General features: G+C 71.5%; 13 protein-coding genes. 7 read left to right on the top strand and 6 right to left on the bottom strand.

Translation table 11 applies throughout. The features are described from left to right. Positions 1-7 precede the first annotated feature (7 nt). On the top strand, positions 8-1372 hold the full coding sequence (locus ACFY6U_RS03510; RefSeq protein ID WP_390034864.1) for an MFS transporter: 1365 nt from the start codon (positions 8-10) through the stop codon (positions 1370-1372). Positions 1373-1408: 36 nt separating this feature from the next. Here the strand turns inward: ACFY6U_RS03510 and ACFY6U_RS03505 are convergent, their stop codons facing one another. Further along, positions 1409-1864 carry a tellurite resistance TerB family protein gene (locus ACFY6U_RS03505; protein WP_132890095.1) on the bottom strand — a complete coding sequence of 152 codons (456 nt, stop codon included), beginning with the start codon at positions 1862-1864 and terminating at the stop codon, positions 1409-1411. Between the two features lie 182 nt (positions 1865-2046). On the opposite strand from ACFY6U_RS03505, the gene ACFY6U_RS03500 reads away from it, so the two are divergent. The 3 genes from ACFY6U_RS03500 to tatA all read left to right on the top strand — a co-directional run bounded on the left by ACFY6U_RS03500 (position 2047) and on the right by tatA (position 5358). Further along, positions 2047-2403, top strand: a complete 357-nt coding sequence (locus ACFY6U_RS03500; RefSeq protein ID WP_390035192.1) for an ArsR/SmtB family transcription factor — start codon at positions 2047-2049, stop codon at positions 2401-2403. Then, positions 2393-4948: a magnesium-translocating P-type ATPase gene (mgtA, locus tag ACFY6U_RS03495; RefSeq protein ID WP_390034863.1), complete on the top strand. Its 2556-nt coding sequence runs from the start codon at positions 2393-2395 to the stop codon at positions 4946-4948. The genes ACFY6U_RS03500 and mgtA overlap by 11 nt, the downstream gene beginning before the upstream one ends. Positions 4949-5085: 137 nt before the next feature. Beyond that, positions 5086-5358, top strand: a complete 273-nt coding sequence (gene tatA, locus ACFY6U_RS03490; RefSeq protein WP_390034862.1) for a Sec-independent protein translocase subunit TatA — start codon at positions 5086-5088, stop codon at positions 5356-5358. Positions 5359-5477: 119 nt separating this feature from the next. Here the strand turns inward: tatA and ACFY6U_RS03485 are convergent, their stop codons facing one another. Continuing rightward, positions 5478-6041: a hypothetical protein gene (locus ACFY6U_RS03485; RefSeq protein ID WP_390034861.1), complete on the bottom strand. Its 564-nt coding sequence runs from the start codon at positions 6039-6041 to the stop codon at positions 5478-5480. Positions 6042-6064: 23 nt separating this feature from the next. Continuing rightward, entirely contained in the window at positions 6065-7210 is a 1146-nt protein-coding gene (gene mycP, locus ACFY6U_RS03480; RefSeq protein WP_390034860.1) for a type VII secretion-associated serine protease mycosin, read from the bottom strand. A gap of 253 nt (positions 7211-7463) precedes the next feature. Between mycP and ACFY6U_RS03475 the strand changes: the two genes are divergently transcribed. Both ACFY6U_RS03475 and ACFY6U_RS03470 read left to right on the top strand, forming a co-directional pair. Next, positions 7464-18368, top strand: a complete 10905-nt coding sequence (locus tag ACFY6U_RS03475; protein WP_390034859.1) for a LamG-like jellyroll fold domain-containing protein — start codon at positions 7464-7466, stop codon at positions 18366-18368. A gap of 2 nt (positions 18369-18370) precedes the next feature. After that, a complete protein-coding gene (locus ACFY6U_RS03470) occupies positions 18371-19087 on the top strand; it encodes a hypothetical protein (RefSeq protein ID WP_390034858.1) in 717 nt (238 codons plus the stop codon). Between the two features lie 74 nt (positions 19088-19161). On the opposite strand, the gene ACFY6U_RS03465 is transcribed toward ACFY6U_RS03470, so the two are convergent. After that, positions 19162-19626, bottom strand: a complete 465-nt coding sequence (locus ACFY6U_RS03465; protein ID WP_390034857.1) for a DUF6114 domain-containing protein — start codon at positions 19624-19626, stop codon at positions 19162-19164. After that, positions 19626-20324, bottom strand: coding sequence for a DUF6230 family protein (locus ACFY6U_RS03460; protein WP_390034856.1), 699 nt, complete (start codon positions 20322-20324; stop codon positions 19626-19628). The genes ACFY6U_RS03465 and ACFY6U_RS03460 overlap by 1 nt, the downstream gene beginning before the upstream one ends. A gap of 612 nt (positions 20325-20936) precedes the next feature. On the opposite strand from ACFY6U_RS03460, the gene ACFY6U_RS03455 reads away from it, so the two are divergent. Continuing rightward, on the top strand, positions 20937-21581 hold the full coding sequence (locus ACFY6U_RS03455; protein WP_390034855.1) for a Tat pathway signal sequence domain protein: 645 nt from the start codon (positions 20937-20939) through the stop codon (positions 21579-21581). 17 nt (positions 21582-21598) lie between these two features. On the opposite strand, the gene ACFY6U_RS03450 is transcribed toward ACFY6U_RS03455, so the two are convergent. Continuing rightward, entirely contained in the window at positions 21599-22543 is a 945-nt protein-coding gene (locus ACFY6U_RS03450; protein ID WP_390034854.1) for a lytic polysaccharide monooxygenase, read from the bottom strand. Between the last annotated feature and the right edge of the window lie 351 nt (positions 22544-22894).

Here is a 22894-nt window from a genome sequence, read left to right as displayed (position 1 = left end):
TGCCCCCATGACAACCACACCCACGCACATCCCCACCGCCCCGCCCCCCTACCCCTCGCGGTGGCCCGCCCTCCTCGCCCTGCTCCTCGCCGAGGCGATGAACCTCCTGGACGCGACGATCGTCCAGGTCGCCGCCCCCGCCGTGCACGCCGGCCTCGGCGGCTCCCTCTCCGACGTCCAGTGGTTCAGCACGGCCTACACCCTGCCCTTCGCGGTCCTCCTCATCACCGGCGGACGGCTCGGCGACATCGCGGGCCGCCGCCGGCTCTTCGTCCTCGGCGTCACGTTCTTCACCGCGGCCTCCGCCGCCTGCGCACTCGCCCCCACGCCGGATCTGCTGATCGCCTTCCGCGCGGTGCAGGGCGCGGCGGCGGCCGCGATCGTCCCGCAGACCATCGGACTGATCAGGGCGATGTTCGAGGGCGACGAACTGTCCCGGGCGCTGGGCAGCATCGGCCCGGTGATGGGTCTCGCGGCCGTCTGCGGCCCGGTCCTCGGCGGTGTCCTCACCCACGCCGACCTGTTCGGCCTCTCGTGGCGGGCCGTCTTCCTGGTCAACGTCCCCGTGGCCCTGGCCGTCCTCGCCCTGTCCCCGAAACTCCCGGAGAACCGCGCCCCGCACCGCCCCGCCCTCGACTGGCCGGGCACGGCACTCGCGGGCACCGGCACCGGCCTGCTGGTCTACCCCCTGATCGGCACGAACCTCACCGAACTCCCGCCGCACGACTGGGTACTGCTTGCCCTCGGCCTGCTGACCCTGACCGCCTTCGCACTGCAGCAGCGCCGCACGGCCGCGCCCCTCCTGGAGCCGACCCTCTTCACCCACCGCAGCTTCCCGCCCGCCCTCGCCACCTCGACGGCGTTCTTCGCGGTGACCAACGGGCTGACGACCGTGGTCGTCCTCCAGCTCCAACTGGAGGCGGGCCAGGGCGTACTGGCGGCGGGCCTGAGCCTCACGCCCTGGTCGATCGGCCTGGCGGTGTCGTCATGGCTGTCGGGCCGCCGCGGTGCCCGGCGCCGCATGATGCCGTACGGTCTGGCCCTGGTGCTGATCGGCCTGACGGCCGCCGTGGCCGTCTACGCCACCGACACCACCACCGCCCGCTACCCCTGGCCGCTCCTTCCCGCGCTGGCCCTGGTCGGCCTGGGCGCCGGCCTGTTCACCCCCGCCTTCTTCACGCTGGCCCTCAAGCCCTTGCGCCCCCAGGAGGTCGGCTCGGCGGCGGGTGCGCTGAACGCCGTACAGCAACTGGGGGCGACGCTGGGAGTGGCGGTCCTGGGCAGTACGTATCTGGACGGCTCGGCGGCGGCGGCCTGCGCCGTGGCCGTGGCCCTCACCGCGCTCTGCTGGGCCACGAGCCGGCGGATGTGAGCCGCCTCCGTCCCGCCAGCTCCGGCCCAGGCTCGGTCAGAGGTCGAACTCGTGCGGCGGCAGGTCCAGCGTGTAGCACGCCTCGCGGACCACGGCCTGCTCGGTCTTGTCGAAGTCGCCGTCCGCGCCGCCGATCACGATGCCGATCTGGATGACGGCACGCGCCTCGGCCGGCTTCTTCTTCGCCTTGGCGACCTCCTGGAGCACGCTCACCTTGCCGAAGGCGAAGTCGGTGGTCAGCTTGTTCAGGTTCTCCTCGAAGCGGCGGCGCAGGTCGTCCGCCGGGAAGTTCTGCAACACCTCGTTGGTGGCGATGAGCTGGGCGACCCGCTGGCGCTCGGCCGGGTCGATGGTGCCGTCGGCGGCGGCCACGAGCGCGCACATCGCCATGCTCGCGTCGCGGAACGCACCGCTCTTCAGGTCGTTCTTCTTCGCCACCAGCTGGGTCTGCATCTGCGTCGCGGAATCCTTGATGCGGTCCCACAGGGCCATGCGCACTCACTCCTCGGTCGGTAAGAGACCTGCTTGCCAAGAAATTACTTCTACAACACCGTAGAAACTTGCGCGGCGGCCGATAAGTTCCCGCGTCCTAAACTGTCCTCCGACCCGCGACGGGTCGCTTCGGACCGATCCGCGCCGGGTCCCTCGACGCGGTGGACAGGAGGACCACGACGGTGCCCGGCAGCGGCTACGAGGAGGACCCCACCGCGGACGTGCTCACGGAGGCGGCCGCGGCCTTCGGTCTGCTCGCCTCGCCCGCCCGGCTGCACATCGTCTGGGCGCTGGCCCAGGGCGAGAGCGATGTCACCGGGCTCGCCGAGCGGGTCGGCGGCGCGCTGCCCGCCGTCAGCCAGCACCTCACCAAACTGAAGCTCGCCGGCCTCGTCCGCTCCCGCCGGGAGGGCCGCCGCCAGGTGTACCTGGTCGACGACCCGGACGTCGTCGACGTCGTACGTCTGCTCGTCGGCCGCCTCACCGCCCGCACCACCGGCGCCGAGCTCCCGGCCCCCCGACGGCTCCATGGTCTCTGAGGGCGAGGCCGCCACCTCGCTGCAGGTGCTGCGCCGACTGGACACGGGACCGCGCGGGCTGACCGAGGCCGAGGCCGCGTCCCGGCTCGCCGACCTCGGCGAGAACTCCCCGCCCCTGCCGCACACCGCCTCCTGGCCGCTGCGCGGCGCCCGTGCCCTGCGCGACCCCTTCACCGCCGTCCTCCTCACCCTCGGCCTGGTCTCCGCCCTCGTCGCCTCCTGGGGGACGGCCGTCGTGATCCTCGCGCTGGTCGCGGTCAGCTGCGGACTGCGCGCCGCGGGCGAACACCGCGCCGACCGCTCGCTGGCCGCCCTGCGCGAACTCGTCGCCGGCACCGCCACCGTGCTGCGCCGCGCCGGCCCGGACGCGGAGCCGCGGGCGCGGGAGGTCCCGGTCGCCGAACTGGTCCCGGGCGACGTCGTCCGGCTCGGCCCGGGCGACCTCGTGCCGGCCGACGTACGACTGCTGCGCGCCCGCGGACTGACCGTGCACCAGGCCGTGCTCACCGGCGAGTCGGCGCCCGTCGCCAAGGCTGCCGTCGACGTCCCCGCCGTCACCGACGCGGCCGGGGGGACCGGTGCGGCCGACGCGGCGCCCTTCCAGGTGCCCTACCTCTGCTTCCAGGGCAGCGGGGTCGCCTCTGGCAGTGCCACGGCGGTGGTCGTGGAGACGGGGGAGCGGACCCGGTTCGCCGTCGCGCACGGCGCGGCCGCACCGCGGGAGGCGAGCGCCTTCGACCGGTCCGTGCACGGCATCTCCTGGGTGCTCATCCGGTTCATGCTGCTCACCCCGCCGCTGGTCCTCATGGCCAACGCCGCCCTGCGCGGCCGCGGGCTGGAGACGCTGCCCTTCGCCGTCGCGGTCGCCGTCGGGCTCACCCCCGAGATGCTCCCGGTGATCGTCACCACCTGCCTGGCCCGGGGCGCCGCCCTGCTGGCCCGCGCCCACCAGGTCGTCGTACGACGGCTGCCCGCGCTGCACGACCTGGGCGCGGTCGACGTGCTCTGCCTCGACAAGACCGGCACCCTCACCCAGGACCGGCCCGTCGTGGAGCGCGCCCTCGGACCCGACGGCGACGACGACCCCGAGGTGCTGCGCTGGGCGGCCGCCGGTGCCTGGTGGACCCTGCAGCTCGCCGAACTGCCCGCCCCCGACGCCCTGGACGAGGCCCTGCTCACGGCCGCCGGGCCGGTGGGAGAGGAGCACGACGGGATCGGCGCCGTGCCCTTCGATCCCGGGCGGCGCACCGCCACCGCCGTCGTCGCCGGCACCCTCGGCACCCATGTCCTCGTCACCAAGGGCGCCGCCGAGGACGTGCTGGACCGCTGCGACCTGGACCCCGCCGAACGCGAGCGCCTCCTCGCCCTCGCCGCCCGCGAGGCCGGCGCCGGGCTGCGGGTCCTCGGCGTCGCCACCGCCCGACGCCCGTCCCGCGCCCGCCCCTACACGGCCGCCGACGAGCACGGGCTCACCTTCCGAGGCCTGGTCACCTTCCGGGACGCCCTCGCCCCGGGCGCCGCCGAGGCCCTGCGCGGTCTCACCGGCCTCGGTATCACGGTCCGGATCCTGACCGGCGACCATCCGGCCACCGCCGTGCGGGCCTGCCGGGACCTGGGCCTGGGAGCCGTCGAGGCGGGGGCGGCGGCGGACTGGGCCGGTCCGGAGGCGGGCGGGGCGGAACCGGACGGTGCCGTGGCGGTCCCCGGCCCCGTCGTCGTCGCCCGCTGCACCCCCGAGGACAAGGCCCGGATCGTCGCCGGGCTGCGTGCCGCCGGGCACACCGTCGGGTTCCTCGGGGACGGCGTCAACGACATCCCAGCCCTGCGCGCGGCCGACGTCGGGATCGCGCCCCGCACCGCCGTGGACCTCGCCCGCGAGACGGCCGACGTGGTGCTGGCCGAGAAGGACCTCGGCGCGATCGGGCACGCCGTCACCGCGGGCCGGCACAGCAGCGCCAACATCGCCTCCTATCTACGGGTCACGCTCTCCTCCAACCTCGGCAACGTCATCGCGATGCTCGCCGCCGGTCTGCTTCTCCCGTTCCTGCCGATGCTCCCGGTCCAGGTGCTGGCCCAGAACCTCTGCTTCGACGCCGCCCAGCTCGCCTTCGCGTACGACCGCCCCGGGCCTGCGGCACTGCTCCGCCCGACCGTGCTGCGGCCGCGTGCCTTCCTGCGGTTCATCACCGGCTTCGGGGTGCTCAACGCGATCGCCGACCTCGCCACCTTCGGCGTCCTCGCGCTCGCCCTGCGCGGCCCCGACGCCCTCGACGACGAGGCCGTCTTCCACTCCGCCTGGTTCACCGAGAACCTGCTCACCCAGGCCCTGGTGATGTTCCTGCTGCGCGGCGGCACCCGCTCCGGGCCCGTCGGCCGCGCCGCCGCCGTACTCGCCGCCGTCGGCCTGCTGCTGCCGCCCGGCCCGCTGGGCACGGCCCTGGGCATGACCGGGCTGCCGGCCGCCTACCACGTGCTGCTCGCCGCCGTCCTGGGGCTCTACGCCGTCGCGCTGCGGGCGGTGCGGGCACGCCAGGACCGGCGGTAGCGACTGCGGGCCGGGTCCAGGGTGCGTTTCCCGCTCCGGGTTGTACAGTTGCGCAATGTAGCAATCGTCGCTGCCCGGCCGGGGCGCACGCAGCACCCTCCGTCGGCCCGAAAACGTGAGAAAGGGAGGGGGCGGTCATGCTCCGCAACGGACTCGAACCCTGGCACCTGCTGATCGTCGCGATCGTCTTCATCGTGCTGTTCGGTTCCCGGAAGCTGCCCGACACCGCCCGGGCCCTGGGCAAGTCGATGCGCATCCTGAAGAGCGAGGCGAAGGCCATGAAGACCGACGACGCGGCCGCGGCGGCGCCGGTGGAGCCGACGTCGGTACAGATGGCGGCGGAGCCGGCCGCGGCCCCCGCGCAGCCGGAGCCCCGGACGACCGGCGAGCCGACCGTCACGACGAGCTGACGCCGCCTGGTCCCGTGCTTCGCGGGTCCGTGCTGCGAACGGTGTGACCGGTCCGGGGGTGCCCCGGGCCGGTCACGCGGCCGTGGGGCGTGTCGCGCTGCCCGACCGGCTCCGGGCGGTCAGCGCCTGGCGGTGATGAAGGCGCTGACCTTGCCGGCCAGTTCCTTTCCGGCCTCGTCCTTCGCCGGGTCGGCAGGCGCGGCGATGGCCGAGACGCGCGGATGTGCCGAGGTGGCGCCGACGATCACGAACTGCTGGTGCGGGTTGGCGCGCGCGGCGGCCTCCGTCGCGGGTTTCATGCCGGTGCCGACGGTGACGATCAGCTCGCAGTGATGCTGGACGGCGCCGTTGAAGTACGGCAGCGCGGCCTTGGCGTCGATGGTGGGGGCCGGGAAGCGCTCGGCGTTGACCCCGCCGGAGCGCGCCGCGTCCTGCATGCCCTGCCAGGACGCCTGGCTGAGCCGGGCGTCGGTGGCGCCCGCGGGCGAGACGAGCAGACAGGCCCGGAAGTTGCGGGAGACGTTGTCGGCCCGGGGCCGAGCGCTCCGGTCCCCGGTGAGCAGCACGGTGAGCGACAGGACCGCCAGGAGGGCGACGGCCGTGGTGGCCGCGACGATCGGGTGCCCGCGTACGAGACCGGTGAAGCGGCGGACGGGGCGCGCGGTGAGGGCCGGGAGCCGCATGCTGATCGGGTTCCTTCTGTGGATCACGTACGACGACGGGAGCGGCGGCGGACGAGGAAGCCGCCCGCCCCGGCGGCGGTCACCCCGGCCACGGCGCCGATGACCGCCACGGTTCCGCCCGGAACGCCGCCCGTCGTGTCGGCTGCCTTCGGGGCGCCGCCCCCGGAGGCGGTGCGCAGCGGATCGGCACTGGCGGCCGGAACCGGCGCGCCCAGGGCCTTCAGGGGGTCGACGATGCCGTAGCCGAAGCGGTCGTCACGGCCGGACCCTCCGCCGGGGCGGTCGGCGGTGCCGATGAGCCGGGCGACGATCTGCCCGGCGCTCTCCGAGGGGTACGCGGCACGCAGCAGTGCGGCGGCCGCGGAGACGTAGGGAGCGGAGTAACTGGTCCCGTCCTCGGTGAGGTAGCCGCCGCTGTTCCTCGTCGAGTAGATGTCCACCGCCGGGGCCGCCAGCGCGATGTAGGAACCGGACTCGCCGGCGGCCCAGGAGCCGCCGTCGCGGGTGGTACCGGAGACGGCGACCACGCCGGGGAACGCGGCCGGATAGGTCACCGGGTTGCCCTCCCGGCCGCTGTTGCCCGCCGCCGCGACCACGACGATGTCGTGGCGGCGCGCATAGGCGACCGCGTCCCGGACCTGCGGGTCGGGGTCGGTGGTCACCATCGAGACGTTGATGACCGCGGCCCCGTGGTCGGCGGCGTAGACGATGCCCCGGGCCAGGGCGAGCGGATCCGCGGCGTTGCCGGCGCTGACCCGGACGGGCAGCACGGTCGCCCGGGGGGCCAGTCCGGCCATGCCCTTGCCCGTGCCGCCGGAGCCCGCGATGACCCCGGCGACCGAGGTGCCGTGCGAGTCGGCCGAGAGGTCGACCCGGCCGTCGGCGGCCTGCTGGGTGGCATCGGTGCCGGGCAGGACCCGGCCCGCCAGATCCGGATGGCGGGCGTTCACCCCCGTGTCGACCACGGCGACCGTGACGCCGGCCCCCTGGCTGAGGCGCCAGATCCGGGCGGCGTCGAAGTGCGCTGCGTCCAGCGGCCATTCGGCACTGAGGGGGGTGGGGGCGGCGGGCTGCCGCGCGGTGGCCGGAGGTGCGGCGGCCAGCAGGAGCAGCAGCGGCAGGCCGACGTATGCGCAGGCCCGTAAAGCGCCCGACTGTCCCAGTCCCATCTGCCCCCGCAGCCCCTCCGATGTCCTGTGGGAGCAGCCTCCCCCTCCAACTGGAAAGAGTGGGGCGGGAGTTGGCCAGGAAACACACAAGGGCTTGCAATGTACCGGTCAACCTTGGCGTGCAATGCCGGTCTTTGTTGGCAAAGGCCCGGGATATATGCCTGTCCGTGGCCGTCGTCGCGCTGATAGAAGAACCGGCTGTCCGGAGTTGGATGTTGGGCATCGCTGGGGGGGGGCAACGATGATGGGCCGCTTGTGGAGATCCGTCCGGCATGTGCGGGTGGCGCTGAGAGCGACGGCGTTCGTGGCGGTCGGCGCGCTGGTCGCGGTACAGGGCGGCCAGGCCGCCCAGGCGTTACCGGGAACGGCGGCCACCCCCGCCACCCCGAAACAGCAGACCGGCACCGCGGCGGGCAAGCGGCACGTCGTGCCGGCCTCGGCGACCAGGAGCAGAGCCGGCACCTCGCTGGCCGACTCCGGGCCCGGCCGGGTCAAGGGCGCGGTGGGGGCGTACCAGGCCCACGGCGCGAAGAGCGACCCGGTGAACTCCGGCAGCCGGATCCACAAAGCCCCGAAGCCCGTCGCCGCACCGGCGGCGAAGAAGCCTCGGGGCTTTTCCGCGTCCACCAGCGTGGAGCAGCCCGGGCTCGACACCGCCACGACGACCGTGTTCAAGAACGCCGACGGGACCTACACCGCCCAGATCCATACGCACGCGGTCAACTACCGGAAATCCGACGGCACCTGGGCACGCATCCCCGCCGGCGCCACCGCCACCGCCACCCCGGGAACGGCCTCCACCGCCTCCTACCGGACCGCCGCCGCGGGCAACCCGACCGGCCAGGGCAACGCCTCCTCCTCGACCTACGTCGAGTCCGGCGTCACGCAGAACTTCCACGGCAACGGGCAGCTGTACGTCGGCAAGTACCAGAGCCACGACTACAACTCCTTCCTCCAGTTCAGCGGCTTCGGCACCCAGTTCGCCAACGACTACATCGTCAACTCGACGCTCTGGCTGGACACCGAGTTCTCCGGCCTGGACACCACCGGCGCGTGCTCGGCCGAGGCGGTGAACGTCGCCCCCGTCTCCGCCTCCTGGGACCCGGCGAAGATCGACACCTACCCCGGGCCCGCGGCCGCCGCCCAGATCGGCACCGCCTCCTTCGCGGCCGGCACCGACTGCTCCAACGGCCGTCAGTGGGAGGGCATCAGCCTCGACACCAAGACGGTGATGAACTGGGCGCACGGCTGGGCGGCCAACTACGGTCTGCGGCTCAGCGCGGCGTCCACCGCGGCGGCGGCCAAGGAGTTCTACGCCGACGACCCCTACCTGGCCATCGAGTACACGCCCAACGGCGCCGGAGCCTCCTACTCCGAGGTCAGCTACGCCTCGCCGTGGAACAACCAGCCCGGCTGGGGCAAGGTCACCGTGCAGAACCGCGGTACGGCCACCTGGACCCCGACCAACGGCTACAAGCTCTCGTACCAGCTCTACACCGTCTCCGGCACCACCCGCACCCTGCTCACCAGCCCCGCCGCGACCCCGGCGGTGATGCCCTCGACGGTCGCGCCGAACAAACCGGTCACCGTCACCGCGTCGATCCCCGCGCTCACCGCCGGGCAGACCTACCTGATCTGCTGGGACATGTCCTACAACGGGACGCTGTTCTCCACCTACGGGGTCCCGCAGACCTGTTACTCCCTGCCCGTGGTCAACAACCCGCCGATCGTCGACACGTTCACGCCCGGCAACAACGGCTCGGTGTTCAGCCTCACCCCGACGCTGGCCGTGACCGCGCACGACCCGGACAACTACCCCGGTACCGCGCTCAGTTACTCGTTCAACGTCTACGCCAACGGCTCGACGACCGCGCTGGCCTCCTCGGGCTCGCTGACCACGCCGGTGTGGACCGTCCCCTCGGGCAAGCTCGCCTACGGCAAGACGTTCTACTGGACCGCGCAGGTCAGTGACGGCAACGCCGCCTCGCTGTGGTCCGCGCCCGACTACTTCACCATCCCGGCCGCACCCCAGCCGCTGGTCACCGCGCATCTCGGCGCGGCCCCCTACGACGCCACCGTCAAGGGCGTCGACCCGCAGCTGGGCGACTACTCGACGCAGACCACCGACGCGACCATCCCGGGCCCGACGGACAGCCCCACGCTCAGCGTCCAGCGGACGTACAACAGCCTCGACCCCGGTGTCTTCAAGGCGTTCGGCGCGGGTTGGTCGTCGCTGCTGGACATGCGGGCCACCGAGGACGCGGACGGCTCCGGCAACGTCGTGATCACTCTGGCGGACGGACGCCAGGAACGGTTCGGGGCCAACGGGGACGGCACCTACAGCCCGCCCGCCGGCGACTACGCCGTCCTGTCCGCACCGGCGTCCGGGTACGGCACGTCCGGTTTCATGCTGACGGAGAAGTCGGGCACGCGGTACTTCTTCCAGGACCAGAACACCGATCCGGTCACCGGCCAGACCTACTGGGGTCTGACCCAGTACGGCAACCGCGACGGTCACGGCCTGGACGTCCAGTGGCTGCCCGTCACCCTGACCCTTCCGGACGGCAGCACCATCAAGCCCGAGGAGCCGACGGGGGTCGGCTACAACCTGAGCCAGGACAACGGGTTCAACGACGGCGACCACAACACGGCCGACATGCCCGTCACCCTCCAGCTCACCTGGGGCGTCCAGCAGGTCACTGCCTCCGACGGCACCGTCAAGAACGTCCCGCACGTCGACGAGGTCACCTCCAAGCCGGGCCTGTTCGCCGCCACCCGCAACCCGTGGACGTACGGCTACGACTCCGCCGGCGACCTCACCTCGGTGTGCCCGCCCGCCTCCAGCAGCACCACCGCGACGGCCTGCACCCAGTACAGCTACACCTCCGGCGCCGCCTCCGGGTCGCACTTCGCCTCGATGGTCCTCGACTCCAACCCCACGGACTACTGGCGGCTCGGGGACGCGACGGGCTCGGCCACCGCCAAGGACGGCGTCGCCGCCAACGAGGGCACCACCGCCGCCACCGCCGCCAACGTCACGTTCGGCCAGGCGGGCCCGCTGGCCGGCACCCCCGCCACCGCGGCCTCCTTCAACGGCACCAGCTCCTACCTGGCGCTGCCCGACAACCTGCCGGCCAACGCGAGCAACCTCGCGGTCGGCATGTGGTTCAAGACCACACAGGCGGGCGGGACGCTCTTCTCGTACCAGAGCGGAAAACCCGGAACCGCCGTCTCCGCGAACTACACTCCGTCGATCTACATCGGCACCGACGGCAAGGTCCACGCCCAGTTCTGGGACGGCAAGGCCACGCCGATGGCGTCGCCCGCGGCCGTCAACGACGGCAAGTGGCACTACGTGGTGCTGTCGGGGGCCCGCACCAGCCAGACCCTGTTCCTCGACGGCGCCCAGGTCGCCACCCGCACCGGCAGCACCATCACCGTGAGCGGCCAGCCCTACACCACCGTCGGCGCGGGCGAACTCGCCGGATCCTGGCCGTCGATCCCCTCGGGGAACGCCCTGGGCTGGTTCAACGGCCAGATCGAGGACGTCTCCTTCCTCCAGCACCCGCTCGGCCTGCCCGCCGTCCAGCAGGAGTACGCCTCCGCCACCCTCGCCGCCCGCGAACTGACCGGCACCACCCTGCCCTCCGGCAAGACCGCGCTCGCCGTCGGCTACGACGCGCTGACCGACCGCGCCTCCTCCGTCACCGACGCCGACGGCGGTGCCTACCAGCTGGCCACCCCGGTCACCACCGGCAGCAACGACTACTACTACGGCGCCGTCCGCGGCACCCGGCCCGCCCACGACTACCCGATGACCGAGCCGGCCGGCCTCACCGCCGCCGACCAGTACGGCGTCGACAAACCGGCCGACGGCGCGTCCGACGGCATCTACAACGACGTCATGCTCGGCGAACCCGGCATCTTCGGCCCCGGCGGGGACACTGCGGCCGGTTTCAACGGCACCGACTCCTCCCTGTCCCTGCCCGCCGGAGCCCTCGACGACAGCAGCGGAACCGCCTCCGTCGCCCTGTGGTTCAACACCAAACAGGCGGGCGGGGTCCTCCTCTCGTACCAGAACGCCCCGATCGGCTCGGTGCCCACCAGCTACACCCCGGCGCTCTACATCGGCACGGACGGCCTGCTGCACGGCCAGTTCTGGGACGGCAGCCTCTCCCCGATGGCCTCCAAGGCGGCGGTCAACGACGGCAACTGGCACCTCGTCGTGATGACCGCGAGCGGCACCGGCCAGACCCTGTGGCTCGACGGACAGAGCCAGGCCACCCGCACCGGCAAGACCATCGCGGGCCAGGTGAAGACCTGGGGCGAGACCACGGTGAGCGTCGGCGCCGGATACGTCGCCGGCTCCTGGCCGAAGCCGCCCGCCAACGCGCAGGGGTACTTCAACGGCGAGATCGGCCAGGTCGGCATCTACCAGACCGACCTCGGCCAGAGCAGCGTGGAGGCCCCGCTCGGGCTGTACACGGCCAAGGGCTCGGCCACCCTGCTCACGCCGTCGACCACGCTGACGGTCACCGACCCCGCGCAGCACACCGAGACGTACACCTTCGACCCGTCGAACGGGAACCGCACCACCTCCGTCACCGACGCGGGCGGCGGCCGGACGACGTACGCCTACGACTCCCTCGGCTTCCAGGACGCCGTCACCGACCCCGACGGGCACTCGACCAGCCGTCAGCACGACGTGTACGGCAACGTCCTGGCGACGACGACCTGCCGCCAGGTGAACTCCTGCCAGACCTCCTACTTCAGCTACCACACCAACGCGGCCGACCCGATGGACCCGCTCAACGGCAAGGTCCTCTACGCGGCCGACGCCCGCTCCGGCGCGACCGGCACCGCCAACCCGGCCTACCGGACGGCCTACACCTACACCCCGTTCGGCGCCCTGGCCTCCGTCACCACGCCCCCGACACCGGACTACCCGAGCGGCCGCAGGACCAGATACACGTACTACAACGACAACGAGACCTTCACGGACTACACCGGCGTCGCGTACACCGAGGTGTACGGGATGCTCGCCACGGTCACCGACCCGAGCGGCCAGGTCACCCGCTACCACTACTGCGGCACGGTGCGCCTCGGGAAGGTCTGCAGCGAGACGGACCCGTCCGGCCAGGTCACCTACTACCTGAACGACACCCTCGGCCACCTCACCACCAAGGTGGTCAGCTCCGACACCTACCCGGCGACGTTCCCTCCGGTCAGCGCACCGGTCGGCGGCGTGCAGACCGCGTACACCTACGACGCGCTGGGCCGGACCCTCACCGAGACCGGTCCGGCGACCACCGACGCGGTCAGGGGCGTCACCCACACCCCGAAGACGACCTACACGTACGACGCGGACGGCGACCTGACCGGCACCTCGACCGCCGACACCACCGGCCACGACGCCACCCGCGCCACCGGCTACGTCTACGACGACAACGACCGCGTCAAGACCGTCACCGGCCCGGCGGGCCAGGTCACCGGGTACACGTACGACACCTTCGGCCGGAAGACGACCGAGACGAACCCGGCCGGCACCACCTACCGCTACGCCTACTCGCCGACCGGCCAGTTGCTCACCACCAGCCTGCTCGGCTGGACCGGCGACCCGACCGCCCCCTCCGACCCGACCGACCTGGTCGTGGAGTCCCGGGCCTACGACCCGGCGGGGCGGCTCGCGTCCGTCACCGACTCCATGGGCCGGACCACCGCCTACAGCTACTTCGACGACAACCTGCTCCAGTCGCAGACCGACGCCTCCGGCACCTCCGTCGCCACCACCACCAAGGCCTACGACTACGACGCCGCCGGCAACATGACGTGGGAGTGCGACGTCTGGTCCGGCACGTCCTGCCTCAAGCAGACCCAGTACACCGTGGACGCCGCCGACCGGACCGCCAAGACCGTGGTCGACCCGTCCGGCGTCAACCGGATCACCGTCAACACCTTCGACCCGGACGACAACGTCCTGTCCCGCATCCTCACCGGCGGCGGCCAGACCCGGCAGATCGGCTACTCCTACGACGCCGCAGGGAACCGCACCGCCCAGTCCGTACGGACCGACACCACGGGGCCGACCGGCTACTGGCCGCTCACCGAGGGCGCGGTCACGGCCGCCGACTCCTCGGGCAACGGCTTCACCGGCACGCCGTCCACCGGCACCTCCTGGGGGCCGCCCGGCAGCAACTACACCTCCTTCAACGGAACTTCCGGCGCCGTCCTCACCAGCGGCACCCCCGTCGTGGACACCAGCAAGGCCTTCTCCGTCTCGGCGTGGGCGTACCTGAGCGCCACCAGCACCACGAAGGACTTCACGGTCGTCAGCCAGCAGGGCGCCCAGAACAGCGCCTTCCAGCTGGAGTACAACCACACCACCAAGTCCTGGGCCTTCGTCCGCGCGAGCAACGACACCAGCACGGCCACCAACTACGTCGCCAGCGACCCCACTCCGGCCACCGCGGGCACCTGGACCCACCTGGTCGGCATCATGGACGCGCTCGGCAACATGAGCCTGTACGTCAACGACGTCGAGGTCAGCGGCATCTGCCTCAACTGCACCCTGGTGACCGACCCCACGCCGATGGCCAGCACCACGGGCGTGGCGATCGGCCGGGGCAAGGCGGCCGGTGCCTCGGTCAACTGGTTCGCGGGCCGGGTCCGCGACGTCCAGCTCTACGGGCGCGAACTCCAGCCGAACGAGATCAGCCAGCTCTACGCCTCTTCCACCACCACCGGTGAGTCCCCGGTCACGGTGGGCGCGGCCGGCTGGTGGAAGCTGGACGACGGTGAGAACCCGTCCGCCGGCGACCGCTCCGGCGCCGGGAACGCCGGCACCCTGAACACGTCGACGAGCTGGTCGACGGAGAACGGCGGCTCCGCCGTCTTCGCCGGTGCCGGACAGATCGCCACCGGCGGGTCCGTGGTCGACACCACCAAGAGCTTCTCGGTGTCCGCCTGGGCGAAGATCACCACCACCCCGACCGGCACCTGGCAGACGGTCATGGCCCAGCAGGGCACCCAGGCCGCCGGGTTCTCGCTCGACTACAACCCGACCGCGGGCCGCTGGGCGTTCGACCGGGCCACCACCGACGTGGCGTCCCCGACCCTCGCCGGTGCCACCTCCACCGCCGCCCCCACCCTCAACACCTGGACCCACCTGGTCGGCACCTACGACGCGAGCAGCGGCAAGATGACGCTCTACGTCAACGGCACCGCCCAGAACACGGCGACGGACACCACACCCATCGCGAGCTCCGGGCCGTTCGTCATCGGCCGGGGCTACACGGCAGGCGCGGCCGCCCAGTACTTCAACGGCTCGGTCAGCAACGTCCAGACGTACAACCGCGTCCTGTCCGCCACCGAGGTCGCCGCGCTGCACACCTCGGCCGGCACCGCGGGCTCCGCGCCGCTGATCACCAGCTGGACCTACGACCAGCGCGGCCTGCCGGTCACGATGACCGACGCACGCGGCAACGCCGCCGGCGCCACCGCATCCGCCTACACCACCACTTACGCCTACGACGAGGACGGCCGGCTGACCACCACGACCTCGCCGCCCGTCAGCACCGAGACCGGCGGGGGAGCGGCCCAACAGACCGTGGCCGTCGCGAAGTCGGGCTACGACACCTTCGGCGAACCGGTCGAGACCGACGACGCCGACGGCAACATCGTCACCACCACCTACGACCTCGACGGCCGTGTCCAGGCCGTCTCCCAGCCGGCGTACACCCCGCCGGACGGCTCCGGCACCATCACCCCGACCACCTCCTACACCTACGACGCGCTCGGCGACGTCCACACCGAGACCGACCCGCTGCAGCACACCGCGTCGTACGTCTACGACCAGCTCGGCGACCGCGTCCAGCAGACCCTGCCCGGCGGTCTGGTCACCCACGTCGGCTACGACACCGACGGCGAGGTCCTCAACACCACCGACCCGACCGGCGCCAGGACCGAGGCCACCTACGACGCGCTCGGCCGCGAGGCCACCAGCACCCAGGTGGAGCGCAGGCCCACCCCGGCGGCCTACACGACGAAGTACGGCTACGACGGCCTCGGCGACCTGACCTCGATCGAGGACCCGCTGGGCAACACGGCCACCGCGGGCTACGACGCCCTCGGCGAGACCAGCACCGTCACGGACTCGTTGCACAACACCACGTCGTACGCGTACGACGTTGCGGGGCAGGTCACCAAGACCACCGCCGCCGACGGCACCGCGACGACGCAGGGCTACGACGGGGCCGAGCGGCTGGTCGCGGCGGCCCAGCTCGACACGTCCGGTGCGACCGTCGGATCCACCTCGTACGGCTATGACGCGGCGGGCGACCAGACCTCGGCCACCGATGCCCGGCAGCACACCACCACCGCGACGTTCGACGCGCTCGGCCGGACCGTGAGCCAGACGCAGCCGGTGGACGCCTCCACCTCGATCACGACCTCGTTCGGCTATGACGCCGCGGGCCACGAGACCCGCTACACCGACGCCGACAAGAACGCCACCTTCTACACCTACAACCCGCTCGGCCAGCTGGAGAGCACGGTCGCGCCCAGTGTCACGGGCCTGACCTCGGCCGCCGACCGCACCACGGCCGTCTCCTACGACGCCGACGGGCGCCAGCACGCTGTCACACGCCCCGGAGGCGTCAAGCTCACCGAGTCCTATGACGACAAGGGGCTGCTGACGGCGGAGTCCGGCAGCGGCGCCGAAGGCACCACCGCGAGCCGATCCTTCGGTTACGACGACGACGGCCGCCTCACCTCCGTCTCGGCACCGACCGGCACGGACACCTTCACCTATGACGACCGGGGACTCGTCCTCACCCTGGGCGGCCCCAGCGGCACCGCGAACTACGCCTACGACGCCAACGGCGGGATCAGCAGCCGCACCGACGCCACCGGCACCGCCACCTTCGGCTACGACGCCGACGAACGGGTCAACAGCGAGACCGACCCGCTGACCGGCACCACGGCGACGCTGACCTACAACCAGCTCGGCCAGACCAAGAACGTCAGCTACGGCACGGGCGGCGCGGCCCGGAGCTACGACTACAACGCGCTGCACCAGCTCACCTCCGACGTCCTGAAGACCCCCTCCGGGACGACGGAGGCGTCGGTGGCGTACACGTACAACGCCGACGGCCAGACGGCCACCCGGACCACCACCGGCACGGCGGGCTCCGGCACCAGCACCTACGACTACGACTACGCCGGCCGCCTGAAGTCCGCCACCACCGGCTCCTCGACCACCGCCTACGGCTACGACGCCAACGGCAACCGCACCAGCGCCGGTTCGAGCACGGCCACGTACAACGCCCGCAACGAACTGATGTCCGTCACGTCCGGCTCGACCACCACCACGTACGGCTACACCGCGCGGGGCACGACGTCGAGCGTCACCTCGGGCGGCTCCACCACCACGTACACCGCCGACGCCTTCGACGAGCTGACCGCCACCAGCGCGGGCGGCGGCTACACCTACGACGGCCTGGGACGGCTGGCCACCGCCACGTCCGGCGGCTCCACGCACACCTTCAGCTACGCCGACGGCACGAACAACGCGGTCTCCGACGGCGCCCAGGACTTCGCCCGCGGCGCCGACGACGGCCTGCTGGCGGTGAGCGCGGCGGACGGCACCTCCGCACGGCTGGCCCTGACCGACAGCCATGACGACGTGACCGCCACCTTCACCGCAACCGGCACGGCGCTCACCGGCTCCACCGCCTACGACCCCTACGGCACCCCCACCGCCACCAGTGGCAGCCAGACCGACCTCGGCTACCAGTCCGGCTGGACCGACCCGGGGACGGGCTACGTCAACGCCGCCGCCCGCTGGTACAACCCGGCCAACGGCGACTTCACCAGCGCCGACACGGTGAGCAACCCGCCCACCCCGGCCGTCAACGCCAACCCGTACGCGTACGGCAACGACGACCCGCTCGACGCCACGGACACCTCCGGCCACGACGCCTGCACCAGCGACGACATCAAGGCCCAGGAGGAGGCTTACGAGGCGCAGCAGGCCTATCTCAAGCAGTGGCAGGCGGGGGCCTGGGACCGGATGGAGAAGTACTCCCAGGACCAGCACAAGGCCTGGGAACGCGAGAACGCCCGGAGGATGGCCCAGAACGAAGCCGACGAACGGGCCCTGCAGCAACAGATCGCCGATCAGGAGCGGCAGTTCGAGAACGAGTTCGACGACGCCATGAACTGGCAGCCGTCGGGTCACTCGGGCGGCCGCGGTTCGGGTTCGGACTCGGGCTCGTACAGCGTCTCCTACGGCAACTCGTACGGCTCCTACGGCTCGTCCGGGGGCTACTCGTCCCTCTACTACGGAGTCGCTCTCGGCGGGGCGCTGACCTACGGCTACGGCGCCGCGAGCTCCGCGGGCGGCGGGGCTGCCGCCGCCGAGGGGCTGGAGGCGGTCGGCGACGTCATCTGGGAGGAACTCGCCTCGGCCAGCGCCGAGGAACTCCTCTTTGGCCTTGTCCTCGCCGCCTCGGCGGACGACGACTGCGGCGCCCACGGCGTTCCCACCCGCCCCAAGAACCAGAACCTCGGCGGCGTCAACACCACCCCGGCCATCGGCACCACCCCGGACGAGGACGCGGCCGCCGCGGCGGGGCATCTCGCGACCAGTTCGACGGCCGGCGCCGACACCGAGACCGCCACGGCCGCCAGCGGGGGACTGGGCGGTGGCGGGGGAACCGGTGGGAACACGACCGCGGTCGGAGCCGAAGGATGCGATCCGGGCGAGATCCTGACGTCGGTAGGATGCGAGGACCCCGACGACACCATGAGACGCGCGGTGAGGGAGACATATGAAAAACTCCGCGCCAACCCAAGCCTGGCGCTCTCGGAGCTGTCCGACGGAGAACTGGATTACCTGATGGACCACCCCGGGATGGGGCAGGCGAACTTCGGAAAGGCCCTGGAGCGTGCAGTGGCCAGGCACCCGGACGTCAGACCGTACTTCATGCAGGTGGGAGGCGCGTCCATGCCGGACTTCGTGGGACTCACCAACCTCGAGATGTACGAAGTGACCACGGACACGCTCGGCCAGATGATCAGCCACTTCGCCAGGTCGTATGTGAACCCCATGACATACGTCACCTATCCCAGCGTTCCGTACGGATTCGGAGTGTTCTAGTCGTGCAACCGTCCAGTTACAAGAAGCTGCCCGGCAGCACCGGTGCGCTGAGGGCGGTGCCCGGCACGGTGGTGGAGGACCTGGACCTCGACGGGTACGAGATCTTCGGAGCAACCGCAGAGGCTGTTGACGACCCTCGGCGACGTCCCGTCTTCCGCCGTGTCACGCTGCGCGACTGCAAGGCGCGAGCCTGCACGTTGGAAGGCGCGTTGCTCGACGAGGTCACGGTCGACGGGCTGGTGGTGGACGACGACGAGCTCCTGCGTGTCGCGGCGTGCGCGTTCCGGCGAGTGGTGCTGCGCGGGACGGTCCGGAACCTCCTGGTCGTCCCCGGTCTGGGCGTTCATCCCGGGAACCTGCCACAGCTGTACGACCGGGCCAACGGTGAGCACTGGGTGGAGCTCCTGAGCGAGGGCGACTGGGCGCTGGACATCTCCGAAGTCTCCGGAAGCCTGAGTCTTCGCCCCGGAATCCCCGCCCGGCTGATTCGACGGGATCCGCTCACCCAGGTGGTGATGACGTCCGAACAAGCCGCGAGCGGTGCCTGGCGGGCGGTCCGCGGAATTGAGCGGACTCGTCTCCGTACGCAGATCCAGGTGTTCGGGGCATCCGGCTGTCGCGACACGGTACTGATCGTCAACAAAGCGTCGGCGAACGTGGCTGAACAGGTCGACGTACTGCGGGAGTTGCAGAGAGTCGGCGCGGCTCTGCCGGACTGAGTACTCCTTGGCTCCGCACATACGGACACACGGAAAGGCGGACCGAAACTCCTCGGTCCGCCTCTTCCGTGACTTCAGGCGGGTTCTCCCGCCCCTTCCCCGAAGCCCTGCGCCTGCTGCGCGGCGGCCCGCGCGGCCTTGCGGCGCTTGCGCCGGCTCACCCGCGGCTCCTGGTCCGGCAGCCAGCCGAAGATCAGGCAGCTGCCGACGGCCCCGAGGAGGAGGCCGACGAAGAAGCCGCCCAGGTTGGAGGTGACCCAGCTGCCCAGGGAGCAGAGCATGCCGAGGATGGAGTAGAAGAGGCGCTGCGAGGGGCTGAAGAGGGTCAGCAGGCCGCACAGCACCATGACCGCCGGTAGCAGATAGCCCGCCACACCCTGCATGCCGATATGGACGACGACCTTCAACGAGGCCTTCACGGTGAGCAGGATCCAGCCGCCGCCCAGGGTCAGCAGCAGGCCGCCCAGGAACGGCCGACGGGCCCGCCAACCGCGGAAGGCGGGCCGCCACCCCTGATCTGGAGTGTCTGTGCCGGACATCAGCAACCCGTGTCGCTGAAGCTGAGTTTCAGGCCGGGAAGCGTGAACGTCCCGGCGGTCGTCTTGTAGTTGGTCTGCCGCAGGTTGTCGATGTGCACGGTGTCGGACTGCTGGGCGAAGACGCCCTTGGGTCCCTTGACCCCGGCCTTGTCGAGCTCGCTCGCGTCGTTGCCGATCTCGATGTTGGTGAAGGACGCGTCACCCGACAGCAGGGTCGAGTCGGTGGTGAGATCGGTCGCCTGCACCTTCGACGAGCCGCTGCCCGCCTTGATGAGCAGGTTGGTGCCGCCGAGGTCGACGCTCTGGCACAGGCTGTCCAGGGTCGCCTTCTTGATCGCGGAGGTGACGACCAGCACCTGGCCGCCGGTGTCACCGGCGTTCGGGCTGCCGTCGGCCATGGTGTCGAGCGCGCCGAACTGTTCGAAGCCGGTGCCGTCGAGCGACTTGGCGGTGACCGTGAAGGGCATGCCGGAGATGAAGAGCGTCACCCCCAGCACCCCCTGGGCGGTCAGGACCCCGATACCGGCGAGGGCCAGGGTGGCCGGCACCGCCATCATGGCGGCCCGGCGGCCCCGGACGCGTCCCCGTCTCGGTGCTCCTCCAGTACCCCCGGTGGTGTCTGGTGTTTCGGAAAGAGAACCGCTTCCCGGGTTCTCAGGCGTGTTGTCGGCGGACGGAACGTCCGGGGACTCGGCCATGTCTGCTCCCATGCATTAGTCACGCGGGTTGGGCTTCAGCGGCACGTTGTCCTGGCGCGGACAGCGGCTGCCGCGCACGCCTCCTCACAACTCCCGGCGGGTGCAAGGGCTTTCTCGTTACGCAGCAGTAGCCAAGCCGAAAGTTACCGGCGGTTACTTTTCAGGGTCAAGACAGTTGTGAAAAAAGAGTGTTGAATTCGCGTCAGTTGTGTTCCGACCATGCATTCCCTTGATCGACTGCTCAACTCCCTTGATCGGCCTTGACGTTGACGGTCGATCAGGTCTACAACTCTCCCTGGTTTCTTTCGGATCCGTGGCGCCGGATCCGCCGAGCGGCATCGACCGCTTCCCGGCCTCTTCGATCACCGCTCCGCTCAGCGGCGTCGGCACGGTCGCTTCCCCCCAGGGACCGTGCCCGAACGCCTTTGACCGGCCCGGTCGGAGGCCTAACCCCCCCAGGCTTTCGGCCGGTGTCCGGCCAGACCGCCGTTGCCGGCCCGTCACGTACGGAGAAGGCGTGACGAGCCGGCGACGGCCGGCGCTGCATTCGCGCGCCCTCGAACCCCCCACCTCACCCCACGCAAGACCCCCCAAAGAAAGAGGCAAACCCGCATGCGTACGCGATCCCTCCTCGCCCTCGCCGGTACCGTCGTCGCCCTCTCGGTCGCGGCCACCGTTCCGGCCTCCGCCGACGGCGCCGTGCTCACCACGGGCAGCGCCGGCGGCACCGCCGTCGCGGTCGGCGACACCCTCAGCGCGTCGCTGGCCAGCGGCACCACCGCCACCCTCTACTCCAGCGCCACCAGCACCAGCGGCATCACCTGTGCGGCCTCGACCTTCACCGCGACGGTCACCGACAACCCCGCCGCCTCCGGCACCGCCACCGAGTCGGCCACCGCGCAGACCTTCAGCAGCTGCACCAGCAACGTGACCGGCGTGACCGGCGTCTCCAGCATCACGGTCGACAACCTGCCCTACACCACCGCGGTCTCCTCGGACGGCACGGTCGCGGTCACCCCGCCGAGCGGCTCGACCGTCCAGACCACGGTGAAGCTGACCACCCTCCTGGGCAGCATCACCTGCGTCTACCAGGCCGCGAGCCTGTCCGGAACCAGCTCCAACACCGACAACAGCCTCGCCTTCAGCAACCAGGCGTTCACGAAGTCCTCCGGCTCCATCCTCTGTCCCTCCGCCGGCTACTTCACCGCCAAGTACGCCCCGGTCAGCGACAACGGCGCCGCCGTCTTCACCAACTGACCCGGTAACGAGAGGCGTCAGCGTCGACGCAGACGCAACGCCAGGGCGGCGCCGCCGGTGAGCACCAGCACCGCGGCGGCGCCGCCCGCCACCAGTGGCGCCGAGGGACCCGAACCGGAGTCCGTGTCGGACGCCACCGGAGTGCTGTCGGCGGCGGCGGTTCCGGTCGTTGGGGAGACCGGGGTCGCCGCCGCCCGCTGTGCCCGGCCGGCGACGCTCGCCGAGGCGCTGGGAGCCGGCGTCGTACGGGCCCGCGGCTTCGCGCCCGCCGTCGCCCCGCCGTCCTTCTGCGCGTCCTTCGCCGGGTCCTTCTTCGCGGCCTTCTTCGCCGTGAACACCACGTCGGAGCACGAGTAGTAGGTGTCCGGCGTGCTGGTGGTCTGCCAGACGGTGTAGAGCACCTGACGACCCGTCCGGTCGGTGGGCAGTGTCGCGGTGAAGTGGTACGCCCCGTTCGTCAGCGACGGGTCCTTGAACTCCGCGAAGGGCTGCGCGGGCAGCTCGGACCACGTCAGCGGCTTCGTCGGGTCGTACCCGGGCTTCGTCAGATAGAGCCTGAACGTGCCGGAGTGCGCGATCGTCGCGGCGTACGTCATCGTCAGCCGGGCGCCCGGGGTCAGTTCGGTCGCGGGCCAGTCCGCGCGCGCCAGGTCGAGCCCCTTGTACGCCGGCAGACTGCCGCCGCACAACCTGCCGTCCGGAATCACCTGCCGGTCCCGGCCGTTCACGCCCGCCACCCGCACGTCGTCCCAGGCGACGAAGTTCTGCCCGCTCGCCGCGATCGCCGCCTTGCAGGCCGCCGTCGAGGCGCTGCCGCCGCTGGGGGAGCAGGCGTAGGCCCGGCTCACGGGATAGGTGGGCGCGCCGTGTGCCCGGGCGGACCCCGCCGCCCACGACAGGAGCAGGAGCGGGGCCGCGACGGCGGCTCCCGCGACTCTCAGGCGGGCGGTCGTCCGAGTCATGCGGGACGTCTCCTCGGCGGGTGGCGGGTACGGGGTTCTGTCCGGTTGAGTACGGGAATCGGCGCCGCACTGTTCAGCGCGGTTGGTCACAGGGCCGGTTGAAGTGCACGGCACCGACCGGATCGCCCGTTTTGCCGTCTTTCCGGGTGTCATTGAGAACCAACCGTGCGGCTCGTATCGTGGCGATCACCGATGGCCGCCCGGTGGGCCGCGGCATTCCGGAAACCGGCGCGGACGCTAGGGAGGGGCGCGTTCTGATCTCGTCCGTTCGTGCACTGCGGACCCCGTTCACGTGGTCGCACGCGCGACTTGCCCGCGTCCCTCACCAGGTCCGCACAGTTGCCTCCCGTT

The organism is Streptomyces sp. NPDC013157, from assembly GCF_042899865.1.
Taxonomy (GTDB): domain Bacteria; phylum Actinomycetota; class Actinomycetes; order Streptomycetales; family Streptomycetaceae; genus Streptomyces.
The sequence above is the reverse complement of the archived record's forward strand: the minus strand, read 5'-3'. Positions and strand labels throughout refer to the sequence as shown.